Raw genomic sequence first — 22,740 nt, 5'->3', positions numbered from 1 at the left:
TCGCGACAGCCCTGCCCCGGCTTGGACCTAGACCAGTTCCCTGCCCTTGGCGTCGATGGCGTTGGCCACGGCTTCGTCGGTCGCCTCGTCGGGCAGGAGCATTTCATTATGCGCCTTGCCCGACGGGATCATCGGGAAGCAGTTGGCGAGCGTCGCCACCCGGCAATCGAACAGCACCGGCTTCTTCACCGCGATCATCTCCTTGATCGCATCGTCCAGCTCGTCCGGTTTCTCGCAGCGAATGCCGTGGCCGCCATAGGCCTCGGCCAGCTTGACGAAATCGGGCATCGCCTCGGTGTAGGAATGCGACAGACGGTTGCCGTGCAGCAGTTGCTGCCACTGGCGCACCATGCCCATATACTGGTTGTTGAGGATGAAGATCTTGATCGGCGCATTGTGCTGCACCGCCGCGCTCATCTCCTGCATCGTCATCTGCACCGAGGCATCGCCTGCGATGTCGATGACCAGCGCATCCGGGTGCGCGATCTGCACGCCGAGCGCCGCCGGCAGGCCGTAGCCCATCGTGCCCAACCCGCCCGACGTCATCCAGCGGTTCGGCTTCTCGAAATGATAGTGCTGCGCCGCCCACATCTGGTGCTGGCCGACCTCGGTGGTGATGTAGGTGTCCATGTCCTTGGTGAGTTCGTAGAGCCGCTGGATGGCATATTGCGGCATGATCACATCGTGGTTCATCTTGAAGGCGAGCGAGTCACGCGCGCGCCATTTGGCTATCTGCTCCCACCAGGGATGGAGCGCCTTCTTGTCGGCCTTGGCGCTCGCCCGCCACAGCCGCACCATATCCTCCAGCACCCGGCCGACATCGCCGATGATGGGCACTTCCGTGTGCACGTTCTTGTTGATCGACGATGGATCGATGTCGATGTGGATCTTCTTCGAGTTGGGCGAGAAGGCGGTCAGCCGTCCGGTGATGCGGTCGTCGAAGCGCGCGCCGATGCAGATCATCACGTCGCAATCATGCATCGCCATATTGGCTTCATAAGTGCCGTGCATGCCCAGCATGCCCATCCAGTTCTTGCCCGATGCCGGATAGGCGCCGAGGCCCATCAGCGTCGAGGTGATCGGGAAGCCGGTGAGGTCGACCAGTTCGCGCAGCAGATGGCTGGCCTCCGAACCGGAGTTGATGACGCCGCCGCCCGAATAAATGATCGGCTTCTTGGCGCTGGCCATCAGTTCGACGGCGGCCTTGATCTTTTCCAGGTCGCCCTGGACCTTCGGCTGATAGCTGGTGCGCGGCGCTGCCTGCGGCGGCACATAGATGCCTTTGGCGAACTGCACATCCTTCGGAATGTCGACCACCACCGGGCCGGGGCGGCCGGTCGTCGCGACATGGAAGGCCTCATGGATGGTGGCAGCCAATTCGTTGACGTCCTTCACCAGCCAGTTGTGCTTGGTGCAGGGGCGCGTGATGCCGACCGTGTCGCACTCCTGGAACGCGTCGGAGCCGATCAGCGAAGTCGGCACCTGCCCGGTCAGGCAGACCAGCGGGATCGAATCCATCAGCGCATCCTGCAGCGGCGTCACCGCATTGGTGGCGCCAGGGCCGGAGGTCACCAGCATGACGCCGGCCTTGCCGGTCGAGCGGGCATAGCCTTCGGCCGCATGCCCTGCGCCTTGCTCGTGGCGGACGAGGATGTGCTCGACCTCGTCCTGCTGGAAGATTTCGTCATAGATCGGAAGCACCGCGCCGCCGGGATAACCGAAGACATGCTTGACGCCGTTGTCCTTCAGCGCCTGCACCACCATTTCGGCGCCAGTCATTTCCCTGTTTGGCATTTCGCGCCGTTCGTTCTGTCCGTTGCTCATCGGTCTGGTCCCGTACTTCTAGCCATGAGGCGATTGCTGGTCGTTTAGTCGTGTTTCGGGCAATAAAAAAGGCCCCCGATGGGAGCCTGTGTGTTGCGCATGGGAGGTTTTCGCCCGGCGGTTACACCGCCTTGCCCACGCGCTTTCCTACGAGAATGAGTGCCTTTTTCATCGTGGCGGACACTACGAGGGTGAAAGGCAAGGTGTCAACGGGAAAAACGCGCGATGCGAAAGACAAAGCAAGTGGCCCGCCGCCTCTGGTCGGCGGGCCACCGCGGCGCATACGATACCCCTCAATCGCACCGCGCCGGGAACAAGAGCCACTGCCGTGTCACGTCAGGATCAGCACGATCTTGTACGTATCCGGGTCGACGATGACGATGCGCCCGTCGGCCAGCACGAAGTACTCATAGGATTCGTAGGCCGGGACGATCTTGACAATGCGCGCCGGCAGACGGTGCAGGCGCACTTTGTGCCGCGGCACCTCGATGCCGACCGAAATGTCGAAGTCGACGTTCTTCACCGGCTCAACCCTGGTCTCGTGGATGATCTGCGTGACCTGCGTCTTCTGCTCGACGGTCACGTTGTTGATCGAGGCCGTATTGCCCTGGTCGGTCTGGACGTTTGTGTTGCCCTGAGCGTTCTGCTCGGTGGTGGTCCCGGCCTTGCCCTGGGCCTGCTGGTCCGTGCTGGTGCCGGTCTGGCCCTGAGCGTTCTGCTCGGTGCTGGTCCCGGCTTTGCCCTGAGCCTGCTTCTCGGTGCTGGTGCCGGTCTGGCCCTGAGCGTTCTGCTCGGTGCTGGTCCCGGCCTTGCCTTGGGCCTGTTCATCCGTCTTGAGCTTGGCCTTGCCCTGAGCCTGCTTCTCGGTGCTGGTGCCGGTCTGGCCCTGAGCATTCTGCTCGGTGCTGGTCCCGGCCTTGCCCTGGGCCTGTTCATCCGTCTTGAGCTTGGCCTTGCCCTGAGCCTGCTGATCGGTCGTGGCGCCGGCCTGACCCTGAGCATTCTGCTCGGTACTGGTCCCGGCCTTGCCCTGTGCCTGTTCATCCGTCTTGAGCTTGGCTTTGCCCTGAGCCTGCTGATCGGTCGTGGCGCCAGCCTGGCCCTGTGCATTCTGATCGGTCTGTGACTTCATCTTGCCTTGCGCCTGTTCGCCGGCCTTGCCGCCCTTCTGGCAATCGGCCGCGCCGGCGGCGCAGTTGTCGCCGCCGCTCGGCTGCACGGCCTGGGTCTGGGCGATCGCGGCGCCGCACCCGACGCCAAGCGCAATCATGCTCGTGATCAACACATGTTTCATCTGCTTTCTCCTTAAAGAGTCGGTCCCTCAGCCTAGCCAACTCTGCCAAAAATACTTTGTTCCACATTTTGTGAATAAAATCGGGCTTCTAAGAAGACCAATGAATGTAGGCAGTAATTTTGCAACAATCACCTACAAATTGCATCAAACAATCAATGCAACGTAACATCTGCTGAGCTTGTGATCCCACACCAGCCTCACAAGCTTAGAAGTACTCCCGTCGTCATGACCAGGATGGCTACCCCGAAAACAGGCAAGAGCAACCATCGTGCCTGATGGACGCTGTTGTCCATTAACGCCTCCNAACGCCTCCCACAAGTGCTGATCTCAACGATGCCGAGAACCCTGTGTTCCGCCCTGAGGAGGCTCTAGGACCTCTACAGCCTGGCACCAGACTTTGGTCCCTCCCCCTATCGTCCATTGGCCCGATGACGCCCGGACCGAAGCCCCACACGGGAACGCAGCCGCGAAAAGCCCGTTCGGCTTGCGGTGTGCAACCTCACCAACACCACCGTATCGGAATCGAGCTCGCGCAAGATGCATGAGCGTTGCTCGCATGAAGGAGAGAATCATGACGACCATGTACCAGTCGACCGCAATTGCCGGATTCTTGCTGCTCGCGAGCGCGGGCGTAGTTGCTGCTCAAGACGTCATCATCGCGCCGGAGCAGGAAACGGTTGTGCGCGAATACGTGAAAAAGCAGCCCCTTGCGTCGGTGAAGATTCCAGGTGTCGAATTGAACGTGGGGACCGCCATTCCCGACACGGTGGAACTGCATGAAGTGCCGAGCGTCAAGTATCGCTACGTTGTGGTCGACGGGCGAACCGTGCTGGTCGACCCCGGCACGCGGAAGATCGTCAAGATCATACAGTAACGCTGATCCCACCGCCGTTCCCCGCGGTGGCGGTGGGATCATGCCCTGAAATTGCGGTTTCCCCGGCAATTCAACCTAGCGCTTGCTCGCACCATCGACCGTTCTAGTTGTAGGATGGCTTAGGATTTTGGCACGGCCAAAGCTCGCGGGGTCGGTTGAGACGTGCGCTACATTGATAGTCTCTATCAAAACTGGAACAGGCTATCGTTGGCTTGGCAGTTCATCATAGTCGGAAGCATTGGGCTGCTGTCGCTGATGCTGGTCGTCGGCCTATGGGTCACCTCGCAAATACGAGATGGAGTGATCCGCAACTCTGCAAGCACAACCGCGCTTTACGTTGACAGTGTCATCGCGCCAATCCTGCCGGATATGCGCAAAAGCCAGCAGCTCAGCGACACCGTTAAACGGGCACTCGATGAAACCCTGGACCAGGGTGCTCTCGGAAAAAAACTGGCGTCGTTCGTGCTTTGGCGGCGTGATGGCAAGGTGCTGTACGCCAAAGACGCGGCTCTTATTGGCCAGACCTTCGAGCCAAATGCGAACTTGCTGCATGCGTTCGGCGGAAACGTGGTGGCGCAATTCAATGATCTGGACGAAAATGAAAGGAAGGAACGGAAGAGCCCCACCGCCTCGCTGCTCGAGATCTACAATCCGGTTCGAGAGCCGTGGTCGGGCGATGTTGTGGCCGTTTCCGAGTTCTACGAGATAGCCGACGATCTTCAGGGCACTTTAAACTCGGCACTATGGTCGAGCTGGCTGCTCGTGGCTGGCGCGACCGCGGTCGCCTTGGCGATGCTCTCGGGAATCGTGCTTCGCGGCAGCAGCACTATCGAAACGCAGCGTTCAGCGCTTGAGACACAAGTGGCGGAGCTTCAGTTGCTTTTGGAGCAGAATTCCGCTTTGCGGGAGCGCGTCCAGCAGGCGTCGCGCCGCGCAACGGCAATCAACGAACGTTACTTGCGTCGCATCGGGTCTGATTTGCATGACGGTCCAGCTCAGCTCGTCGCACTGGCTGCGCTGCGCATGGACAGCCCTCTGCTGCTCGATCCCGCCGCATCCCCAAGCCACCGCAAGACCGAGATCGCCGATATCCATCATACGTTGGATGAGGCGATGCGGGAGATCCGCGCCATCTGCACCGGCCTCGTACTGCCACAGATCGAAGCTTCGACAGTCGCGGAGATATTGCGGCTTGCGGTTGCCGAACATGAACGCCGTACAGCCTCTTCCGTATCGCTTTCACTGCCATCTCGCCTGCCCGACCTGGGGACGTCCGAGAAAATAAGCATCTTTCGCTTCGCGCAGGAGGGGCTGAACAATGCCTGGCGACACGGTCTGGGCAAGGGGCAGGCTGTCAAGGCGAGAGTGACGCAGGGCAAGCTCCTCATTCAAGTGCTTGATCACGGCCCTGGATTCCAGTCGGGATCGTGTGAAGGACTTGGACTCGCCGGTATGAGGGAACGTATCGAAAGTATCGGAGGTCACTTCGAGACCTTTTCGAGCCCCAGGGGGACCCGGCTGACCATAACGCTCAACATCGAGGACCAGAAATGACCGCTCCCATAAGGATTGCCATTGTTGATGATCATCCGCTGTTTCGCGAGGGTGTGGCTCGCAGCCTCGCCGAAATCGGCGGCTTCGAAGTCGTTGGTGCGGGCGAAACCGCGACGGATGCCGAACAGCTTGCGGCCTTGGCAAATCCCGACATATTGCTGCTCGACATCAGTTTGCCGGGAGGGGGTCTGGCCGCAGCGGAAAATATTCTTGCAACTCAGCCTGACTGCAAGATCGTCATGCTCACCGTCTCGGAGGCGAACGCCGATTTGGCGACGGCGCTCAGGCTGGGCGTACGTGGATATGTGCTGAAAGGGATTGGGGCGGCATCGCTGGCCGAGGTGCTGACTTATATAGCCGCAGGAAAAAAATATGTTTCGCCGACCCTGTCAGCGCAGCTTTTGAATGAACTGATCCGACCGGAAAAGCGCACAACCGATCTCGTTGCCAATCTCTCGGGACGCGAGCTTGGGATAATCTCCTTGGTAGGCGAAGGACTGAGCAATAAAGAAGTCGCCAAACGTCTCAACCTGCAGGAGAAAACGGTAAAACACCACATGACTCGGATATTTCAAAAGCTAAAGGTGCGAAACCGCACCGAAGCAGCCATTCTTATGCACGCGCCCAAAACGGGTCTTGTATAGGGAGATCGGGGCTTGTCTGAAGGTCGGATGCTGGTTGGCGAACCAGCAGTCACAGCCCTTTCAGACGAGCAATGTCGGAGGCCCTTACGGCGCGTTCGACAATTGTCCTTCCAAGCGGATCCTTCATAGTGAAGCGGCCGGCCTCGATGCTTTCGCTGAATCCATCGCGATGCACGACCTGGATTTTGGAGCCCTGTACCGTCACCGTGTCGCCAGCGGCATTGACTTGGCTACTCGGAGCTTGGCTACCGGGGGCGTTGTCGCCGGCACCATTTTTTCCCTTTCCGTTGGCGTTGCCATTCCCGGCGTTGCCGCCTGAGCCATTACCATTACCACTACCGTTACCACCACCGTTACCATTGCCATTGTTTCCGCTCTTGGCGCTGGCAGCGGCGAATTCGATCTTGTAGCCGTCGACATGGCTCAACCGCAGACCAAGCACCGGCATCGCCACCGCAACCGCCGCGAATACGCGCAAGCTAAAGTACGCCCGGCGACGCACGGATGAAAACAGGGGCTGCCTTTCTCCATTCATGCCACCATCACATCATGATGTGTCACGGTATTCAAGAATGAACAGCCCAAAATTGCGGCTCACAAACGCTGAGGAAACTCTCCTTTCGTGCTTGCAGCTCGATTCTCAGACCTTCGTCTGAGTCAAATATACACCGAAGTCTGACCTACTGATCTTGGGCCGCGCCGACGGATGTCGCAATAAAATCCGCGGTGACAAGGCTCGTCACCGGTAGGGATCGGCAGCGAGGCGCGAGCGCCTGCGGCACGCAGACGCTTGCGGCAGATCTCCGGCATACAGTTTGCGCATGCTCGCCGTCGAAGCGGTAGCACATGCCGTTCCTTCCCCGGATTATGATCAGGCGCGATTGGCGAATTCGCGGACAACCCGTTGCAGCAGCGGCATGTAGTCGCGAAATGCCCGGGTCTTCATGTTGGCGATCTTGCCGGCCTCGTCCCAGACGCGAACCCGCACCGCTTCCTCGTGGAACGGGTTCTTGCGGAACTCTGCCACCTCTTCGGCATTCATCGGCCCGCCTTGCAGCGACAGCGTGTGGACCGAGGCCTGCGACAGCCTGCCGAAATAGCTCGGGTCGGTGGCGCAAAGGTAGCGCTTGGCCGCGACATGCAGCCTGACGCATTCGACGATCACCGGTGGAAAGAACGGCGCCAGCACCTCGCCGCCGGCTTCGTCATGATGCTTGTCCTCGACATCGTCGGGCGAATAGGTGCCGAACTCGCTGGTGTAGTGGCCGATATCGTGCAGCAGTGCTGCCGCCACCAGCACATCGGGCGCGCCGTCCTTTTCGGCGAACCAGGCGCCCTGCAACATGTGCTCCGACATGGTGACGGGTTCGCCGAGATAGGATTCCGCCCCTCGGCGTTCGAAAATATCGGCGATGAATTCGACGATGTTGCCCGCGTTCAAATCCTGGCCGCTCATTCCGCAGCCTCCTTGAAGCTGTGTTCGATCGCCGACAGCGTCGACAAAAGGCCATCCTTGTCGGCGTAGCAACCCTGCAGCCAGCGCTTGCCGGCGCCGGAGAATTGCTTGCGGGCATGCATGACGCGGGTGTTATCGACGATGAAGGCCTGGCCTGCCTCGAGCCTGAAGGTGACTTCGAAGGAAGGATCCTCGATCAGTTCGGCAAACCGGCGATAGGCGGCGTAGTAGGCCTCCATCTCCGCGAACGGCACATCGACGGTCGGCGCCAGCGAGCGGTTGTTGAAGCGGATGGCGATGAGTTCGCCATCCGGCCCGAGCTCGATCATCGGCCGTTTGGCCTGCAATCGCACGCCCGACGACCCCGCATATTCGAAACGCGCCGGGTATGAACTCAACAGCCGGAAGCCTTCGGGGTTTTCTGCCTGCAGCGCGGTCGCCACGGCAAAACCATCGACGACGCTGGATTCGCCGCCCTCCACGGTGTTTTCGATGCAGGACAGGATCTGCAAGGTCGGCACCGGATCGCGATAGGGATTGTCGGTATGCGCCTGCAGGCCAAGATTGGTGTAGGCCAGATTGGTTGGATTGACCTCGGCGCGCACCTCGAACCATCGGCCGTAATTGGTCTCCCTGATATAGCCGAACAGATCGGACACTTTGCACAGCGCCCCGGATTCGGGCGGCAAATCGTCCATCACCGCGAAGCCGTAGGTCTTCACCGCCGACAGCCATTGCCGCAAGACGGCGCGGTCGCGGCTGGCAGCGAGATAGCCGGCGCGCGGCACCGAATTCTGCATAGAGGCCCTGGTCCATCGCACGGTGCCCTCGCCTGTCCAGCCGGGCTGTCGGGCGGCATCGCGGTCATAGGCATTGGCGCTCAGCCATGCCGCAGGAAAGCGCACCGTCTTTCCCTCCGGTTCGAAACTGACTTCAAGCGCATCGCCCTTGATCGCGGCTGCGCCGATCCATGTCTGCACGGGAATGTCGAGAATGGTGATCAGCCGCTGGCCGTTGCCGGCGCTACGCGTCTTGTCGTCGAGCGCATTGTCGCGCAACCACACTGCGTGAAAGCGAGTGCGCGCGCCGTCCTTCCACCCGAGGTCGATCGTTCTTCCTTCGTCGCCGATCAGCACCTGGCTAAGCATGGGGATCCGTTCCTGTCCGCAGCGCCCCGCAGCCAACTCCGCAGGGTTTCCGGTTGCATCGTGATGATGTCGAAGGCATAACTCAAATTATCATTTTGCAGCCAGAGGCCCTAAACGGTTTATGACTGAAACAACCCTGCCCTTGCCCCCGCTTGACTGGCTGCGGAGTTTCGAGGCCGCCGCGCGGCTGTCGAATTTCACCGCCGCCGCGGCCGAGCTTGGCCTGACCCAGGCTGCGGTCAGCCAGCACATCCGTTCTCTCGAAGAGCGGTTGAAGCAGCCGCTGTTCATCCGCCTGGCGCGCGGCGTCGAATTGACGCCGGAGGGTGCCGCCTACCTGCCGCATCTGCAATCGGCCTTCGCCGTGATCGCCAACAGCACGCGCGAGCTGTTTGAACCCAAGACCGTCCAGAGCGTGACGATCCGCTCGCCGATTTCCTTTGCCGTGCTGATGATCGCGCCGAAGCTGCCGCAAATGGCCAAGGACCTGCCCTTCGTCCAGCTGCAGATCGAGACCATCCACACACCGGCCGATTACGGCGAGCGCTTTGTGGGTCTCGACATCCGTTTCGGCATTGGCTCCGGCTCCTTTGCCGGACGGCAGGCCGACCGCCTCACCCGCGAAACCTTGACGCCGATGGCATCGCCACATCTCGCCAACGTCAAGGATTGGACGGGATTGCCGAGACTTACAGTGGTCGGCGCACGGGAAATGTGGGGCGAATGGTTCGCCGTCGCCCGGATGAAGCCGGCGCTCGGGCCGACGCACAAATTCGACAGTTTCGTTACCGCACTGGAGGCGGCGAAGCACGGCGCCGGCATGGTGCTGGGATCGCGACCGTTGGCCGACGCGGCACTGCGCGAAGGATCTCTCGTCACCCTGTCCGGCTTTACGCTGTCGAGCGGTGCCGGCCACTATCTGACCGCACCTTCGGGCGCGCATCTGAGCCCGGCCGAAGAAGCGGTCCGCCGCTGGTTCGCAACGGTCTTCGGCGTCCCGATTTCCCGATAAGCCCCTGAATACGCGGCAAACTATTGGACGACGTGACGCGGCGCATAATTTGTCGCGATACTGCGCCAGGCCGGACGTCAAGCTTCGGCAGGGTTCCGCTCGCTACAGGCGGCCAGGAAAAATCGCGGAGGAAATGCAATGCTCGACAAGGCCCCCAACAAGAAGCTTTCCGACCTGCTCGATCGCTTCGGCGCGGCACTCGCCGCCGGCGACATCGACAAGGCGGTCGCCTGCTTCCAGGAGGATTGTTACTGGCGCGATCTCGTCACCTTCACCTGGAACATCAAGACGATGGAAGGCCGCGATCAGGTGCGCGACATGCTGGTCAGCCAGTTGGCCAGGACCAAACCGTCGAACTGGGCGATCGCCAGGGGCGAGGATGCCACGGAAAGCGACGGCGTGCTCGACGGCTGGATCAGTTTCGAAACGTCTGTCGCGCGCGGCTTCGGCCACATCCGGCTGAAGGACGGCAAGATCTGGACGCTGCTCACCACTATGGTCGAGCTCAAGGGCCATGAGGAGCCGGCCGGTTTCGACCGCCCGCTCGGCGCCAAGCACGGCCATGGCAAGAACCGCCCGACCTGGAAGGAGGAGCGCGAGAAGGAAGCCGCCGAACTCGGCTTCAAGACGCAGCCCTATACGCTCATCATTGGCGGCGGCCAGGGCGGCATCGCGCTCGGCGCCCGGCTGCGGCAACTCGGCGTGCCCACCATCATCGTCGAGAAGAACGAGCGTGCCGGCGACAGCTGGCGCAAGCGCTACAAGTCGCTGTGCCTGCACGACCCGGTCTGGTACGACCATCTGCCCTATATCGACTTCCCCAAGAACTGGCCGGTCTTCGCGCCCAAGGACAAGATCGGCGACTGGCTGGAAATGTACGCCAAGGTGATGGAGCTGAATTACTGGTCATCGACCGAGGCCAAGAGCGCCGTTTATGACGACAAGAAAAAGGAATGGACCGTTGTCGTGCGCCGCGACGGCAAGGACATCACGCTGAAGCCGAAACAATTGGTGCTGGCCACCGGGCAATCCGGCAAGGCCAACATGCCGAACTTCAAGGGCATGGACACATTCAAGGGCGACCAGCATCACTCCTCGAAGCATTCGGGACCCGATGCCTATGTCGGCAGACAAGCTGTCGTCATCGGCTCGAACAACTCCGCCCACGACATTGCAGCAGCCCTTTGGGAGGCCGGCGCCGACGTCACCATGGTGCAGCGCTCGACCACGCATATCGTCAAGTCGGACACGCTGATGGAGATCGGCCTGGGCTCGCTCTATTCGGAAAAGGCGGTCGCGAGCGGCATGACCACCGCCAAGGCCGACCTCGTCTTCGCCTCCCTGCCCTACAAGATCCTGCACGAATTCCAGATCCCGGCCTATGCCGAGATGAAGAAGCGCGACGACAAATTCTACAAGGGCCTGGAGAAGGCCGGCTTCATGCTTGACTGGGGCGACGATGGCTCCGGCCTGTTCATGAAATATCTGCGGCGCGGCTCGGGCTATTACATCGATGTCGGCGCATCCGACCTGATCATCGACGGGTCGATCAAGCTGAAAAGCGGTGTCGACGTGAAGGAGATCAAGGAGCATTCGGTCCTGCTCAGCGATGGATCGGAACTGCCGGCCGATCTCATCGTCTACGCCACCGGCTATGGTTCGATGAACGGCTGGGCGGCCGATTTGATCTCACCAGAGGTCGCAGACAAGGTCGGCAAATGCTGGGGCCTCGGCTCCAACACCACCAAGGACCCAGGCCCCTGGGAAGGCGAGCTCCGCAACATGTGGAAGCCGACGCAACAGGAGGCGCTGTGGTTCCATGGCGGCAATCTGCATCAGTCGCGCCACTATTCGCAGTTCCTGGCGTTGCAGTTGAAGGCCCGCATGGAAGGCATCGCGACGCCGCTCTACGCGCTGCAAGAGGTTCATCACAAGGGTTAGGTAGCGCCGCCGATGCGCTTCCAGTAGATGAGCGTGCCGGTCAGCCCGCCATGCGGTTTCAAGGCAAAGTCCGGTATTTCGCCAGTGAGCGTGAAGCCGAGTTTTTCGTAAAGGCCGGAAGCGCCCTCCTCGGTTGCGGTGTCCAGCACCAGAAGCGTGCGGCCTTTCTCGACGGCGAGCGTTTCGGCCGCCCGCATCAGCCGGCTCGCTATGCCTTTGCCGCGGTGTTCGACGCGGGTCATCAGCTTGGCGATCTCGGCCCGGTGCGGCTGATTATCAGGAAAGTCGAGCAGCACGGTCACGGTGCCGACCAGAACCTCGCCCTTCCATGCACCCAGCACCGCTCTTTCACCTCTCTCTGCTGCCACCAACGAGTTGCCCCAGAAGCCTCCGCCGATTGCCTGGATAAGGGATGCATGAAGCTGACGGAGCCGCCGGCCGCGACCGTCTCGATCAGGAGGTCGGCCAGCATGTCGCGTGTTTCCGCAGTCAGCGACCTGATTTCGATGGGACTCACCTGCACTTTCCCTTCCTAATCCAGACGCGCGACGCGGCGCCGCTTTCGTCTCGCCTTGATCGCGGCGATGCGATCGGTGTCTTTCGGCTGCAGATGCAGCCCGCGTTCGAGGATTTCGAGCGTGTATTCCTCATAGGTCAGGCCAAGCCGCTCGGCCTTTTCCATGCGCATCAGCATCACGTCACGGCTTGGCGCCTTCCACGCCTTGGCATGCGCTGCCTGCCAGGCCAGGAAGATGTAGGGATCGCCCTTGCCCCATGGCGGACCCTTGTAATCATCGAGCGGCGGTCCGCCATTGTCGGAGCGCTTGGGACGTCTTGCCACGATTTCAGCCCCTGACCAGCGCGACCAGGTATTCAGCTGGCTGCGGTCCGACGGCATGGAACGTGCAGTCCGACGGCGCGCCGAGCGCCAGGCAGTCGCCGGGCTCGAGACTATGCACCATATCACCCTCGGTGAATTCGAGCCGCCCGGAGATCAGCCACATCTGCTGCTTGATGAAGGCATAGGACGCCGCCGGGAAGCTCACACTGGCGCCCGCCGGCAACTGCACCCGGATCAATTCGAGCGGCGTGTCGGAAACCGGCGACAAATGCCGGCGGACATAGCCCGTACCGGGGTCGCGCCAAACCGGCTGCTCACTCTCGCGCAGCAGGCCGCCACCTTGCTGCTCGGCGCGCGCAATCAGCGTCGACAGCGTCATGCCAAAGGCAGCGGCGATGCGCACCAGCAGCGCCGCCGTCGGGCTGGTCATGCCGCGCTCGATAGTGCTGAGCATGGCTTTGGAGACGCCGGAGCGGTTCGCCAGGTCGGCCAACGACCAGTCCCGCAAGGCTCTTTCGGCATGGATCCGTCTGCCGATCGTAGCCGACATGTCATTCGCTATATCAGTCATTCGTCCAATATATCGAATCTTCGGATTGGGGGAAGAGGCCGGCCGGTTGAATTTTCGCTGACGGGTTAACCCCTGCTACACCATCCCGCATCACGCCACCTTAACCCCGTCTGTGTAGGATCGAGGCTCCACGGGAATGGGGATCGGATCGTATGTTTGTCGAGCGCGAAGCCTCCGTCGGCGAACCGACCTCGCAGGAGCGCCGCCGCGCAGAGCAGAGCGACAAGCGCATTCTCGGCAACGTCGTGCAGTGCGACGGTGCGCGCGCCACCATCAGCGCCTATGCCGACGACGTCGAAGGAGCGGTCACCGGCCTGTGGACCGTCGGCAAGATGATCTCCATCAATCTCGGGACATCGCGCACCGTTGGTCTGGTCTACGAGATCGGCAAGTCGGATCGCGCCTGGAGCAATGAGGGACAAAACCCCATCGAGGTCAGCGTCGAGCTGATCGGCGAAGTGCGCGACGGCGCCGAACCGGGGGCCAAACCGGTGTTCGACCGCGGCATCACCACCTATCCTCATATCGGCGCCATAGCGCACCGCATCCGTACCCGTGATCTGCAGGCGGTCTACGATCTCGCCGGGCGTCATTCGATCACCATCGGTACGCTGTCGCAGGATGAGTCGATCGACGCCAACATCGCTATCGACGACACGCTGGCGCGCCATTTTGCCGTTGTCGGCACAACCGGCGTCGGCAAATCCACCGCCGTCTCGCTGCTGCTGCGCAAATCGATCGCGGCCCGGCCCGATCTGCGAATCCTCATCCTCGATCCGCACAATGAATTCGCGGCGTCGCTGCCTGAGTTCTGCGTCCGGGTCGATTCCAAGACGCTTGACCTGCCGTTCTGGATGTTCAGGCTCGAAGAATTCGCCGAAGTGCTGTTTCGCGGCCGAGAGGTCGTGCCGGAAGAAGTCGATGTCCTACGCGACCTGATCCCCGCCGCCAAGAACCTCTATCGCAATCCCAATTCAGGCTCTTACGTGCGCCGCGGCAGCGATGCGCTGACCGCCGACACGCCGGTGCCCTACCGCATGGTCGATCTCATCAAGCAGATCGACGAGCGCATGGGCCTCCTGGAAAGCAAGAACGACCGCCCGACGCTGAAATCGCTGAAGACGCGCATCGAATCCGCCGCCTCCGACCCGCGCTATCGCTTCATGTTCAATTCGCGGCTGATCGAGGACACGATCCACGAGACGATCGGCAATATTTTCCGTGTGCCGCATCATGGCCGCCCGGTGACCTGCTTCGAGATGGCCGGCATGCCGTCCGAAGTGGTCAATTCCGTCTGTTCGGTGCTGGCTCGGCTCGCCTTCGACCTTGCGCTGTGGAGCGAGGGCCGGCTGAAGCTTTTGCTGCTGTGCGAGGAAGCGCACCGCTATATGCCGGCCGATCCGCGCCTCGGCTTCGCCCCGACAAGGCATGCATTGTCGCGCATCGCCAAGGAAGGCCGCAAATATGGCTGCTATCTCGGCGTCGTCACCCAGCGCCCGGGTGAACTCGATCCGACCATCCTGTCGCAATGCTCGACCTTCTTCGCCATGCGGCTGGCCAACGAGCAGGACCAGGCGATCATCCGCTCGGCGATCGCCGATTCCTCCGCCTCGACGCTGGCCTTTCTGTCCTCCATGGGCCAGCGCGAAGCCATCGCCTTCGGTGAAGGCGTGGCGACGACCATGCGGCTGAAGTTCGAGAAACTGGCGGAGAACCTGATCCCCGGCACCGCCAAGCGAGAGCAGGACGAGTTCTCGCAGGACGGCAACGACGTCGATCTCGCCGCCATCGTCGAGCGGCTGCGCAACGTCCCGAAACCGCAGCAGCAGATGGCCTTCGCCGAAGCAGTGGATTCCGGCCGCCAGGCCGGCGATCCCGATTACCGCAAGCCGGCCACCGCCCAGCGCATCCAGCCCGACGACGATTTCGACCTGCGCTACGGCCTCAAGCCCACAACCTTCGGCATGCGCCCGCAGAACGATTGACCTTCAGCGTAGCGACTTTTTTGCCGGCCAATTGAGAAGCCGCCGGAGCGCCAGGGCTCGGCTTCGTTGGCCCGCTTGGGCAAAATCCCGAAAGGGAATTCATCAGGCCGGATTGAATGGCGTGGCTTTCGAGAAGCCGGAGCGGAGCGGACATTTAGTCCGTGAGCACCGGAAGTCGAGAAAGCCACGTCAGGCAACCGGCCTCATGAATTCTTCTTCGGGATTTTAGGCGCAGACGCGGTTGCGGCCTTGCCTCTTCGCCTCGTAGAGCTGGCGGTCAGCGCGGCGGTAGAATTCCTCGGCGGTTTCCTTCCGATCCCAGACGGCGAGTCCGACGCTGGTGGTGATCTTGAGGCGGACATTGCCCGACAGCACCGACATGTTGGCAATCGCCTTGCGGATGCGTTCGGCGAACTTGCCCAACAGTTCCGCATCCATGTTGGGCGTAACGACGGCGAACTCCTCGCCCCCAAGCCGCGCCACCACATCGTGGTAGCGCGTCATGCCTTTGAGGCAATTGGCGACTGCCCTAAGCACCTCGTCGCCGACATCGTGGCCATGCGTGTCGTTGACCTGCTTGAAATGATCGAGGTCGAGGATCATGAGCCCGACGGGCTTTTCGATGCGGCGGAATTCCTCGAGATATTCCTTCAGCGCATCATCGAAGTAGCGCCGGTTCTGCATGCCGGTAAGGCCGTCGGTCAATGCCGCATGCTGCAGCGTTTCCGAGCGGGCGCTGAGCGAAACCGTCATGGCGCGCAGCTTGCCCTCTTCCGTGGCCTGCCTACGGATCAGCGGGTAGATGAATAACACGCCGAAGAACAGCGCTGTCGCCAGCAGCACCCCGGTGACAAACAGCAGCGTGTTGAGATAGGCGATCCTCTCGACCCGGGAAGTCGTATCGTGACCGACCGCGATGAACTGCAATTGACCATAGGCATAAAGCGTCACCAGGCCTGCGGCCAGGATCACGAAAATAAAGACGAAAAATGCGGATTCCGCCTTGTGGAAACGCATCTGCTTCCCGTTGCAAAGTACCCGCCGGATCTATGGCATGCCGGCGCCTTACGGACGGTTAATCCAGACAACCGGAGCGGGAATGTTCATTCCTACTTCTGTTTCTTTAATTGTATTGGCAGCACGAAAATCAAATCGCGGTTTGCAAGCGGCCGCCGGGCTGCAATCTCAGCCATTCCGGTCCCAGCTGATGGCGAAACCACGTCGTTTGCCGTTTGGCATATTGCCGCGTCGCTGCCTTGCAGCGCTCGATGGCCTGAGGAAAGCTGATGTCACCCGCCATGGCAGCCGAAAGTTCGCGAACGCCGATCGCCTTCATCGCCGGCAGGTCGGGATCGAGGCCAAGCGCCGCAAGCCGTTTGACCTCATCGAGCGCGCCGAGATCGAGCATGCGGTCGAACCTTGTTTCGATCCGCTCGACAAGGGCGGCGCGGTCCGGCTCGATAACGAAGAACTGAGCGCTGTCGCGGTCGATCAGCGGCCGGCCGCGCGCTGCCTGCCATTCGAGGATGGAGCGGCCGGATGCGTCGAGCACCTCCAGCGCCCGCACGATGCGCTGGCCATCGGTCGGCTTCAGCTGCATGGCGACCGCCGAATCCTCATGCATCAGGATGCGGTGCAGCTTGGCTGCGCCTTGCTCCTTTAACTCGTAGCGCCAGCGGTCGCGTACCTGCTGCGGAATGTCGGGCATTTCCGAAATGCCCTCGGCAAGTGCGCGAAAATAGAGCCCGGTGCCGCCGACGAAAATCACCGGACGTTCAAAGCCGGCGTCATCGGGCTGTCGGGCGAGCGTGCCGTCATCGATCAGCTTCATCACGTCGCGCAGCCAGGCGCCGGTGGAATAGGCGGTGGAGGGATGCACGTGGCCATAGAGATAGTGCGGCGCGCGGGCGAGGTCGGCAGCGCTCGGCCGCGCCGTCAGCACGTCGAGCACCGAATAGCCCTGCATGGAATCGGTGTTGACGATGACGCCGCCCTTGCGCTCGGCGAGATCGAGCGCCAGCGCCGACTTGCCGCTGGCGGTCGGCCCGGCTATCAGGATCGCGTCCTTCACGCGGCCCTCGCCCGCCTGCCCGCCCTCGCCTAGCTGCTTGGAAGCCTCGATGCCGCTCATTGCCACGCTTGTGTCCCACCCCGTCCGCCGCGCGATGTCGGCCTCGCTTGCGAATATGGCCTCACGGTCGGTCGGCGCAAGCGCTGTTCGCTGGCTGGGCGAAGGCGTCGCCTGCGACCTGGTGCTGCCCGAGGGTGCGGAAGCCGCTGAGGCAAGTGCCGCCTTGCGCTTGGCACTTGGCTCCGAGCCGGTCGACGTGATCGTTCAGCAGGCCGAAAGCCGCCGCAAGACAATCCTGCTTGCCGATATGGATTCAACCATGATCGACCAGGAATGCATCGACGAACTCGCCGACGAGATCGGCGTCAAGGACCGCGTTGCCGCCATCACGGCACGCTCGATGAACGGCGAGATCGCTTTCGAGCCGGCGCTGCGTGAACGCGTGGCGCTGCTGAAAGGCCTCGATGCCGCCGTCGTCGACCGCATCATCGCGAACCGCCTGACGCTGGCGTCGGGCGGCCGCGCTCTGGTGCAGACGATGCGCGCCAATGGCGCCTGGACGGCGCTTGTCTCCGGCGGCTTCGACGTCTTCACCAGCCGTGTCGCCGCCATGCTCGGCTTCGAGGAAAACCGTGCCAACCGCCTGATCGAGGAGAACGGGCGCTTTGCCGGCCTGGTCGCCGAGCCGATCCTCGGCCGCGCCGCCAAGGCCGATGCGCTGAACGATATCTCGGCCCGCCTCGGCCTGACGCCATTCGATGCGATTGCGGTCGGCGACGGCGCCAACGACCTCGACATGATCCGCCTGGCCGGCACCGGTGTCGCGCTCCACGCCAAGCCGGCCGTTGCTGCCGAAGCCAAGGTCCGCATCGACCATGGCGATCTCACCGCGCTGCTTTATCTCCAGGGCTACCGCCAGGAAGAGTTCGCCCAATGAAACCGATGCGCACCGAGCGTCTCATCCTGCGCAACTGGGAAGACCGCGATCGCGAACTCTTCCACCGCATCAATTCGGACGAGCGGGTGATGGAATTCTTTCCGTTCCGCCGCGACCGCGCCGAGACAGATCGGAAGAGCACACGTCTGANTCCGATACGATCGAGATCGGCTGGCGGTTGGCGCCGGAATTCTGGCGCAAGGGCTATGTCACGGAGGCCTCCGAAGCCTGGCTCGCCTTTGGCTTCGAAACGCTTGACCGCGACGAGATCGTCTCCTTCGCCGTCGCGGCCAACCGCCGCTCGACGGCCGTCATGGAGCGTCTTGGCATGACCCCTGACCCGGCTCGCGATTTCGACCACCCATCCATCCCTGACAGCCACCCGCACCTCAAGCGGCATGTCCTCTACAAACTGTCGCGCACGGACTGGCAGGCACGAAAAAGGGCGGCTCGCTAGCCGCCCTTTCCCTGAAGACAATCGGTTATGGGGCTTTCCGGACTCAATCCATCCGGATCGTCACGAAGCGCAACTCGCCGGTCTTCGACGCCAGCATCAGAAGTGCATTCTTGCGGCCCTGCTCCTTCAGCGCGCCGATCCGGTCCATGACGTCCTTCGGGGTCGCGACCGATTCCTGGGCGATTTCGGTGATCACCTCGCCGGCCTGGATGCCGCGCTCGGCGGCGGCCGAATCCTTGGTGACGTCGGTGATGACGACGCCGGAAACGTCGGCCGCGATGCCGAATTTTTTCCGTGTGTCGTCATTGAGTTCGCCGACGGTCATGCCGAGCACCGAGGCCGTCGAAACCGCGGGCGCCTTGTCGCCGCCCTTGTCCTCATCGGTAGTGCCGTCCTCACCGGCGGCAACCTTCTCGCCGTCCTCAAGCCGGCCGAGCGTCACCTTCACCGTCTGCTCGATGCCCTTGCGCACGATAATCACGTCGACCGCCTTGCCGACCGGGCTTTCCGCCACGACGCGCGGCAGGTCGCGCATTTCATGGATGTCCTTGCCGTCGAACTTGATGATGACGTCGCCGGCGAGAATTGTGCCGTTGTCGACCGGTCCGCCCTTGATGACGCCGGCCACCAGCGCGCCCTTGGCGGTCGCCATGCCGAGGCTCTCGGCGATGTCGTCGGTCACCGGCTGGATGCGCACGCCGAGCCAGCCGCGACGGGTCTCGCCGAACTGGCGCAGCTGGTCGACGACGCCCGAGGCAAGCTGCGAGGGGATTGAGAAACCGATGCCGATCGAGCCGCCCGACGGCGAGATGATCGCCGTGTTGATACCGATGACCTCGCCCAGGCTGTTGAACAGCGGCCCGCCGGAATTGCCGCGGTTGATGGCGGCGTCGGTCTGGATGAAGTCGTCATAGGGGCCGGAATTGATGTCGCGGTTGCGGGCCGAGACGATGCCGACCGTCACCGTGCCGCCAAGGCCGAACGGATTGCCGATCGCCATCACCCAGTCGCCGACGCGCATCTTGTTGGAATCGCCGAATTTCACCGCCGTCAGCTTGTGGCCCTTCGGGTCGACCTTGAGCACCGCCACGTCGGTCTTGGTGTCGGTGCCGACCAGCGTCGCCTTCAGCGTCACGCCGTCGGAGAAATTCACCTCGATATCGTCTGCATCGGCGATGACGTGGTTGTTGGTGACGACAATGCCTTGCTCGGCGTCGACTACGAAGCCGGAGCCCAGCGACTGCACCTTTTGCGCGCCGCCATCCTTGTCGCCGCCACGGTTCTTGAAGAAGTCGTCGAAGAAATCCTGGAACGGCGAACCCTCCGGCAGCTGCGGCATCGGCACCGCGCCCGGACCTTCCGTGCCCTTCACGGTCTGCGAGGTCGAGATGTTGACCACCGCACCGAGCAGGCCTTCGGCGAGGTCGGCAACCGAAGCCGGTCCGTCCGCGGCCACCGTCGGCGTCACCAAAGCCGGAACGGCAAGCGCGCCGACCATAAGTGCCGCAGCACCTGCGATGAACGTCCGCCGCGCCGCGCGCAGAAGGGTGTTGGATGTCATCGAAAGCCTCCCGGAATCTGAAAAGAAAAAGCGCTTCGGCAAAACGCCGCGTCGCGTCATGTTGGCAAGAAATACGGCACGTTTGCGGCTATGGCCACATCAGGAGGATAAATCCTCCGTTACACCTTAGAGCGGTTCGCCGTTTCGCGGAAACGGCGAACCGTTCAATCCCTTTGCTTTTACGCAATTCCGGACGGAAAACCGCTCACACTTTCCTGGAATTGCAGATCAGCGGTCCTCAGCCACGCACCAACCAGACGATGCCGACGCCGATGGCGATCGCCACCAGCCCGACGATGCGCAGCGCAATTTCCGGCGTCGACAGCACTTCGCCGGCAAGACGTTTGGCAAGGCCGGGAAAGCCGCCATAGACCAGGCCCTCGACAACGAGGACCAGGCCTATGGCCGCAAGGAAATCCTGCACCGCCCTACTGGGCGGGTGCAGGTTGTGCAGCCGGCGCGGCAGGTGCCGTCGCCGGCGCGGCAGGTGCCGTCGCCGGAGCCGCAGGCGCCGCCGGCTTCGCGTCCGTCCCGTCCGGATTGCGGAAGAAGCGGAAGAACTCCGAGTTCGGCGACAGCACCATCGTCGTCCCGGAGTTGTCCAGCGCCGTGCCATAGGCATTCATCGACCGGTAGAAGTCGAAGAACGCCGGATCGCGTTTGTAGGCGTCGGCAAAGGTCGCGCTGCGCTGGGCTTCACCTTCACCACGCAGGATTTCCGATTCCTTGCGCGCTTCGGCGACGATTTCCACCACTTCGCGGTCGGCGCGGGCGGTGATGCGCTGCGCGGCCTCTTTGCCGCGTGCCCTCAGCCGTTCGGCCTCGGCCAAACGTTCGGCCTTCATGCGGTCGAAGGTCTGCTGCGAAACCTCGGCCGTCAGATCGGTTCGGCGGATGCGCACATCCTCGATCTGCAGGCCGAGCGAGGTGGCGTCGGGCCGAAGCTGATCGCGCACTTCGCGCATCATCACGGCCCGCTCTTCCGAAAGCGCCGCCTCGAAGTCGCGCAGACCGTAGACACGGCGCAGCGCCGCATCGAGACGCGTCCTCAGTCGTGCTTCGGCCAGTGTGATCTGACCGGACACGGCTGAGCGGAACACGCGCGGATCCGAGATGCGGTACGCGATGAAAGCGTCGACCTCGTAGAACTTGCCGCCCGAAACCTGGACGCGGATGTTATCGAGATCGAAGCGCAGCACCCTGTTTTCGATCAACTGCACGCTGTCTGCGTCGAAGAAGGCGAAAGGCGCCTTGAAATAGATGCCGGGTTCATTCTTGACGTCGACGATCTCGCCGAACCGCAGCACGAGCGCCTGCTGGCGCGCGTTGACCACGAAGACCGAGGAGTAGAGCAGGAACAGAAGCACGGCCGCGATGACCGCGATGATGGGAAGACGATTGGCCATCACTGGGCTCCTCCCGTGGTCGCGCCGGCAGGCGGCAGCGCCTTCGGCTGCAGTGCCGGCAGCGGCAGATAGGGAACGACCCCTTGCCCATTGCCCTGTTCGACGATGACCTTGTTGGAATCCTTCAGCACCTTCTCCATCGTTTCCAGATAAAGCCGCCGGCGCGTCACGTCGGGCGCCTTGGCGTATTCGTCATAGACCGAGATGAAGCGCTGCGCCTCACCTTCGGCTTCCTGGACGACACGGTTCTTGTAGGCTGCCGCGTCCTCGCGGATCTGCGCCGCGGCGCCACGCGCCTGGCCGAGCTTCTGGTTGGAATACTGGTTGGCCTGCTCGACGAACTTGTCTTCGTCCTGCTCGGCGCGCTGCACTTCGTCGAACGCGTCGGCCACTTCACGCGGCGGCGCCGCGTCCTCGATCGAAACTGCGTTGACGTTCAGGCCGGCCTTGTAGCCGTCCAGCGTCGTCTGGATGATTTCACGCACCGACGCGGCGATGCCCTGACGGTCGTCGCGGAAGATGTCCTGCGCCGGTCGCCGGCCAACCGCTTCGCGCATGGCGCTCTCTGCGACCTGCTGCAGCATGCCTTCGGGATCGGAGACGTCGAACAGATAGGCCCGGGGATCGGAGACCTGATAGGCCACCGAAAACTGGACGTTGACGATGTTCTGGTCGCCGGTAAGCATCAGCCCCGACGAGTTGCCGCTCGTCGCGCCGCCACCACCGATATCGACGAGTTGTTCGGCGATGTTGGCCGTCTCGACGGTTTCGACCGGCCACCAATGGAAATGCAGACCCGGCTGCGACAGCTCCGCCTTCGGCTTGCCGAAGCGCAGCTCGACCGCAACCTCGTCCGGCTGCACGGTGTAGACCGCCTTGAACGCCCACAGCACGATCAGGGCCGCTGCGATCAGCGCAAAGACGGCCGGGCTGGCGCCGCCGCCACCGGGCAGCGCGCGCCGCAGCCGGTCCTGGCCGCGGCGGATGATGTCTTCGAGATCGGGAGGTGACCCCGGCGGGCCGCTAGGCCCCTTCGGTCCCTGCCCCCAGGGTCCCTGATTGTTGCCGCCGCCGCCCCATGGGCCGCCGCCGCCGCTCTTGTCGTTCCAGGGCATGAATGTCCTTTCGCTTGGGATTCCCTCAGCGCCGACGTTGCGGCGCAAA

Annotated in this window: 20 protein-coding genes and 2 pseudogenes; 8 read left to right on the top strand and 14 right to left on the bottom strand. The window is 62.4% G+C overall.

Annotation, left to right across the window (positions count from 1 at the left end):
* Positions 1–27 precede the first annotated feature (27 nt).
* Together X733_RS159720 and X733_RS159725 are read right to left on the bottom strand one after the other, a co-directional pair.
* Positions 28–1,824, bottom strand: coding sequence for an acetolactate synthase 3 large subunit (locus X733_RS159720; protein WP_023817979.1), 1,797 nt, complete (start codon positions 1,822–1,824; stop codon positions 28–30).
* 331 nt (positions 1,825–2,155) lie between these two features.
* Positions 2,156–3,118, bottom strand: a complete 963-nt coding sequence (locus tag X733_RS159725) for a DUF1236 domain-containing protein (protein ID WP_023668350.1) — start codon at positions 3,116–3,118, stop codon at positions 2,156–2,158.
* A 580-nt stretch (positions 3,119–3,698) separates the two neighbouring features.
* Here X733_RS159725 and X733_RS159730 point away from each other — a divergent pair.
* The 3 genes from X733_RS159730 (at position 3,699) to X733_RS159740 (ending at position 6,190) form a co-directional block, all read left to right on the top strand.
* Complete coding sequence (locus X733_RS159730; RefSeq protein WP_023668349.1) at positions 3,699–3,992, top strand: DUF1236 domain-containing protein; 294 nt, start codon at positions 3,699–3,701, stop codon at positions 3,990–3,992.
* 162 nt (positions 3,993–4,154) lie between these two features.
* A complete protein-coding gene (locus tag X733_RS159735; RefSeq protein ID WP_023690914.1) occupies positions 4,155–5,546 on the top strand; it encodes a sensor histidine kinase in 1,392 nt (463 codons plus the stop codon).
* Positions 5,543–6,190 (top strand): response regulator transcription factor, encoded by a 648-nt coding sequence (locus X733_RS159740; RefSeq protein ID WP_023668347.1) that lies wholly within the window; start codon positions 5,543–5,545, stop codon positions 6,188–6,190. The genes X733_RS159735 and X733_RS159740 overlap by 4 nt, the downstream gene beginning before the upstream one ends.
* 49 nt (positions 6,191–6,239) lie before the next feature.
* On the opposite strand, the gene X733_RS159745 is transcribed toward X733_RS159740, so the two are convergent.
* From X733_RS159745 to X733_RS159755, 3 genes are all read right to left on the bottom strand, one after another.
* On the bottom strand, positions 6,240–6,668 hold the full coding sequence (locus X733_RS159745; RefSeq protein WP_050485889.1) for a hypothetical protein: 429 nt from the start codon (positions 6,666–6,668) through the stop codon (positions 6,240–6,242).
* A gap of 393 nt (positions 6,669–7,061) precedes the next feature.
* Positions 7,062–7,646 (bottom strand): HD domain-containing protein, encoded by a 585-nt coding sequence (locus tag X733_RS159750; protein ID WP_023751655.1) that lies wholly within the window; start codon positions 7,644–7,646, stop codon positions 7,062–7,064.
* Positions 7,643–8,794 carry a gamma-butyrobetaine dioxygenase gene (locus X733_RS159755; RefSeq protein ID WP_023817978.1) on the bottom strand — a complete coding sequence of 384 codons (1,152 nt, stop codon included), beginning with the start codon at positions 8,792–8,794 and terminating at the stop codon, positions 7,643–7,645. Before X733_RS159755 ends, X733_RS159750 begins: the two co-directional genes overlap by 4 nt.
* 121 nt (positions 8,795–8,915) lie before the next feature.
* Here X733_RS159755 and X733_RS159760 point away from each other — a divergent pair, with 121 nt between their 5' ends.
* Positions 8,916–9,806, top strand: a complete 891-nt coding sequence (locus tag X733_RS159760) for a LysR family transcriptional regulator (protein ID WP_023817977.1) — start codon at positions 8,916–8,918, stop codon at positions 9,804–9,806.
* 138 nt (positions 9,807–9,944) lie between these two features.
* Positions 9,945–11,747, top strand: coding sequence for an NAD(P)/FAD-dependent oxidoreductase (locus X733_RS159765; protein ID WP_023817976.1), 1,803 nt, complete (start codon positions 9,945–9,947; stop codon positions 11,745–11,747).
* On the opposite strand, the pseudogene X733_RS01000000165915 reads toward X733_RS159765, so the two are convergent.
* The 3 genes and pseudogenes from X733_RS01000000165915 to X733_RS159775 form a co-directional block, all read right to left on the bottom strand.
* Positions 11,744–12,264, bottom strand: a pseudogene (locus X733_RS01000000165915) (GNAT family N-acetyltransferase). The gene X733_RS159765 and the pseudogene X733_RS01000000165915 overlap by 4 nt on opposite strands.
* A gap of 15 nt (positions 12,265–12,279) precedes the next feature.
* Positions 12,280–12,588 (bottom strand): hypothetical protein, encoded by a 309-nt coding sequence (locus tag X733_RS159770; protein ID WP_023682084.1) that lies wholly within the window; start codon positions 12,586–12,588, stop codon positions 12,280–12,282.
* A gap of 4 nt (positions 12,589–12,592) precedes the next feature.
* The gene (locus tag X733_RS159775) at positions 12,593–13,159 is read right to left on the bottom strand and encodes an XRE family transcriptional regulator (RefSeq protein ID WP_023817975.1); all 567 of its coding nucleotides are present in this window, start codon (positions 13,157–13,159) and stop codon (positions 12,593–12,595) included.
* A 152-nt stretch (positions 13,160–13,311) separates the two neighbouring features.
* On the opposite strand from X733_RS159775, the gene X733_RS159780 reads away from it, so the two are divergent.
* Positions 13,312–15,144: an ATP-binding protein gene (locus tag X733_RS159780; protein ID WP_023817974.1), complete on the top strand. Its 1,833-nt coding sequence runs from the start codon at positions 13,312–13,314 to the stop codon at positions 15,142–15,144.
* 225 nt (positions 15,145–15,369) lie between these two features.
* Here the strand turns inward: X733_RS159780 and X733_RS159785 are convergent, their stop codons facing one another.
* Both X733_RS159785 and miaA read right to left on the bottom strand, forming a co-directional pair.
* Positions 15,370–16,161 (bottom strand): GGDEF domain-containing protein, encoded by a 792-nt coding sequence (locus tag X733_RS159785; protein ID WP_023817973.1) that lies wholly within the window; start codon positions 16,159–16,161, stop codon positions 15,370–15,372.
* A gap of 130 nt (positions 16,162–16,291) precedes the next feature.
* Positions 16,292–17,275, bottom strand: coding sequence for a tRNA (adenosine(37)-N6)-dimethylallyltransferase MiaA (miaA, locus tag X733_RS159790; RefSeq protein ID WP_023817972.1), 984 nt, complete (start codon positions 17,273–17,275; stop codon positions 16,292–16,294).
* Between miaA and serB the strand changes: the two genes are divergently transcribed.
* Positions 17,265–18,152: a phosphoserine phosphatase SerB gene (serB, locus tag X733_RS159795; RefSeq protein ID WP_023750915.1), complete on the top strand. Its 888-nt coding sequence runs from the start codon at positions 17,265–17,267 to the stop codon at positions 18,150–18,152. The genes miaA and serB overlap by 11 nt on opposite strands.
* Positions 18,149–18,609, top strand: a pseudogene (locus X733_RS01000000165910) (GNAT family N-acetyltransferase). Before serB ends, X733_RS01000000165910 begins: the two are co-directional and overlap by 4 nt.
* A gap of 43 nt (positions 18,610–18,652) precedes the next feature.
* On the opposite strand, the gene X733_RS159800 reads toward X733_RS01000000165910, so the two are convergent.
* The 4 genes from X733_RS159800 to hflK form a co-directional block, all read right to left on the bottom strand.
* Positions 18,653–20,170 carry a DegQ family serine endoprotease gene (locus X733_RS159800; protein ID WP_023817971.1) on the bottom strand — a complete coding sequence of 506 codons (1,518 nt, stop codon included), beginning with the start codon at positions 20,168–20,170 and terminating at the stop codon, positions 18,653–18,655.
* Between the two features lie 238 nt (positions 20,171–20,408).
* Positions 20,409–20,594, bottom strand: a complete 186-nt coding sequence (locus X733_RS159805; RefSeq protein ID WP_023668333.1) for a DUF2065 family protein — start codon at positions 20,592–20,594, stop codon at positions 20,409–20,411.
* 4 nt (positions 20,595–20,598) lie between these two features.
* Entirely contained in the window at positions 20,599–21,576 is a 978-nt protein-coding gene (locus X733_RS159810) for a protease modulator HflC (RefSeq protein WP_023682089.1), read from the bottom strand.
* Positions 21,576–22,691: an FtsH protease activity modulator HflK gene (hflK, locus tag X733_RS159815; RefSeq protein WP_023817970.1), complete on the bottom strand. Its 1,116-nt coding sequence runs from the start codon at positions 22,689–22,691 to the stop codon at positions 21,576–21,578. The genes X733_RS159810 and hflK overlap by 1 nt, the downstream gene beginning before the upstream one ends.
* Positions 22,692–22,740 lie beyond the last annotated feature (49 nt).

This window comes from Mesorhizobium sp. L2C066B000 (genome assembly GCF_000502335.1).
In the GTDB taxonomy this organism is placed as follows: domain Bacteria; phylum Pseudomonadota; class Alphaproteobacteria; order Rhizobiales; family Rhizobiaceae; genus Mesorhizobium.
Note: the sequence above shows the minus strand (reverse complement) of the source record. Positions and strands in the feature narration are given on the sequence as shown.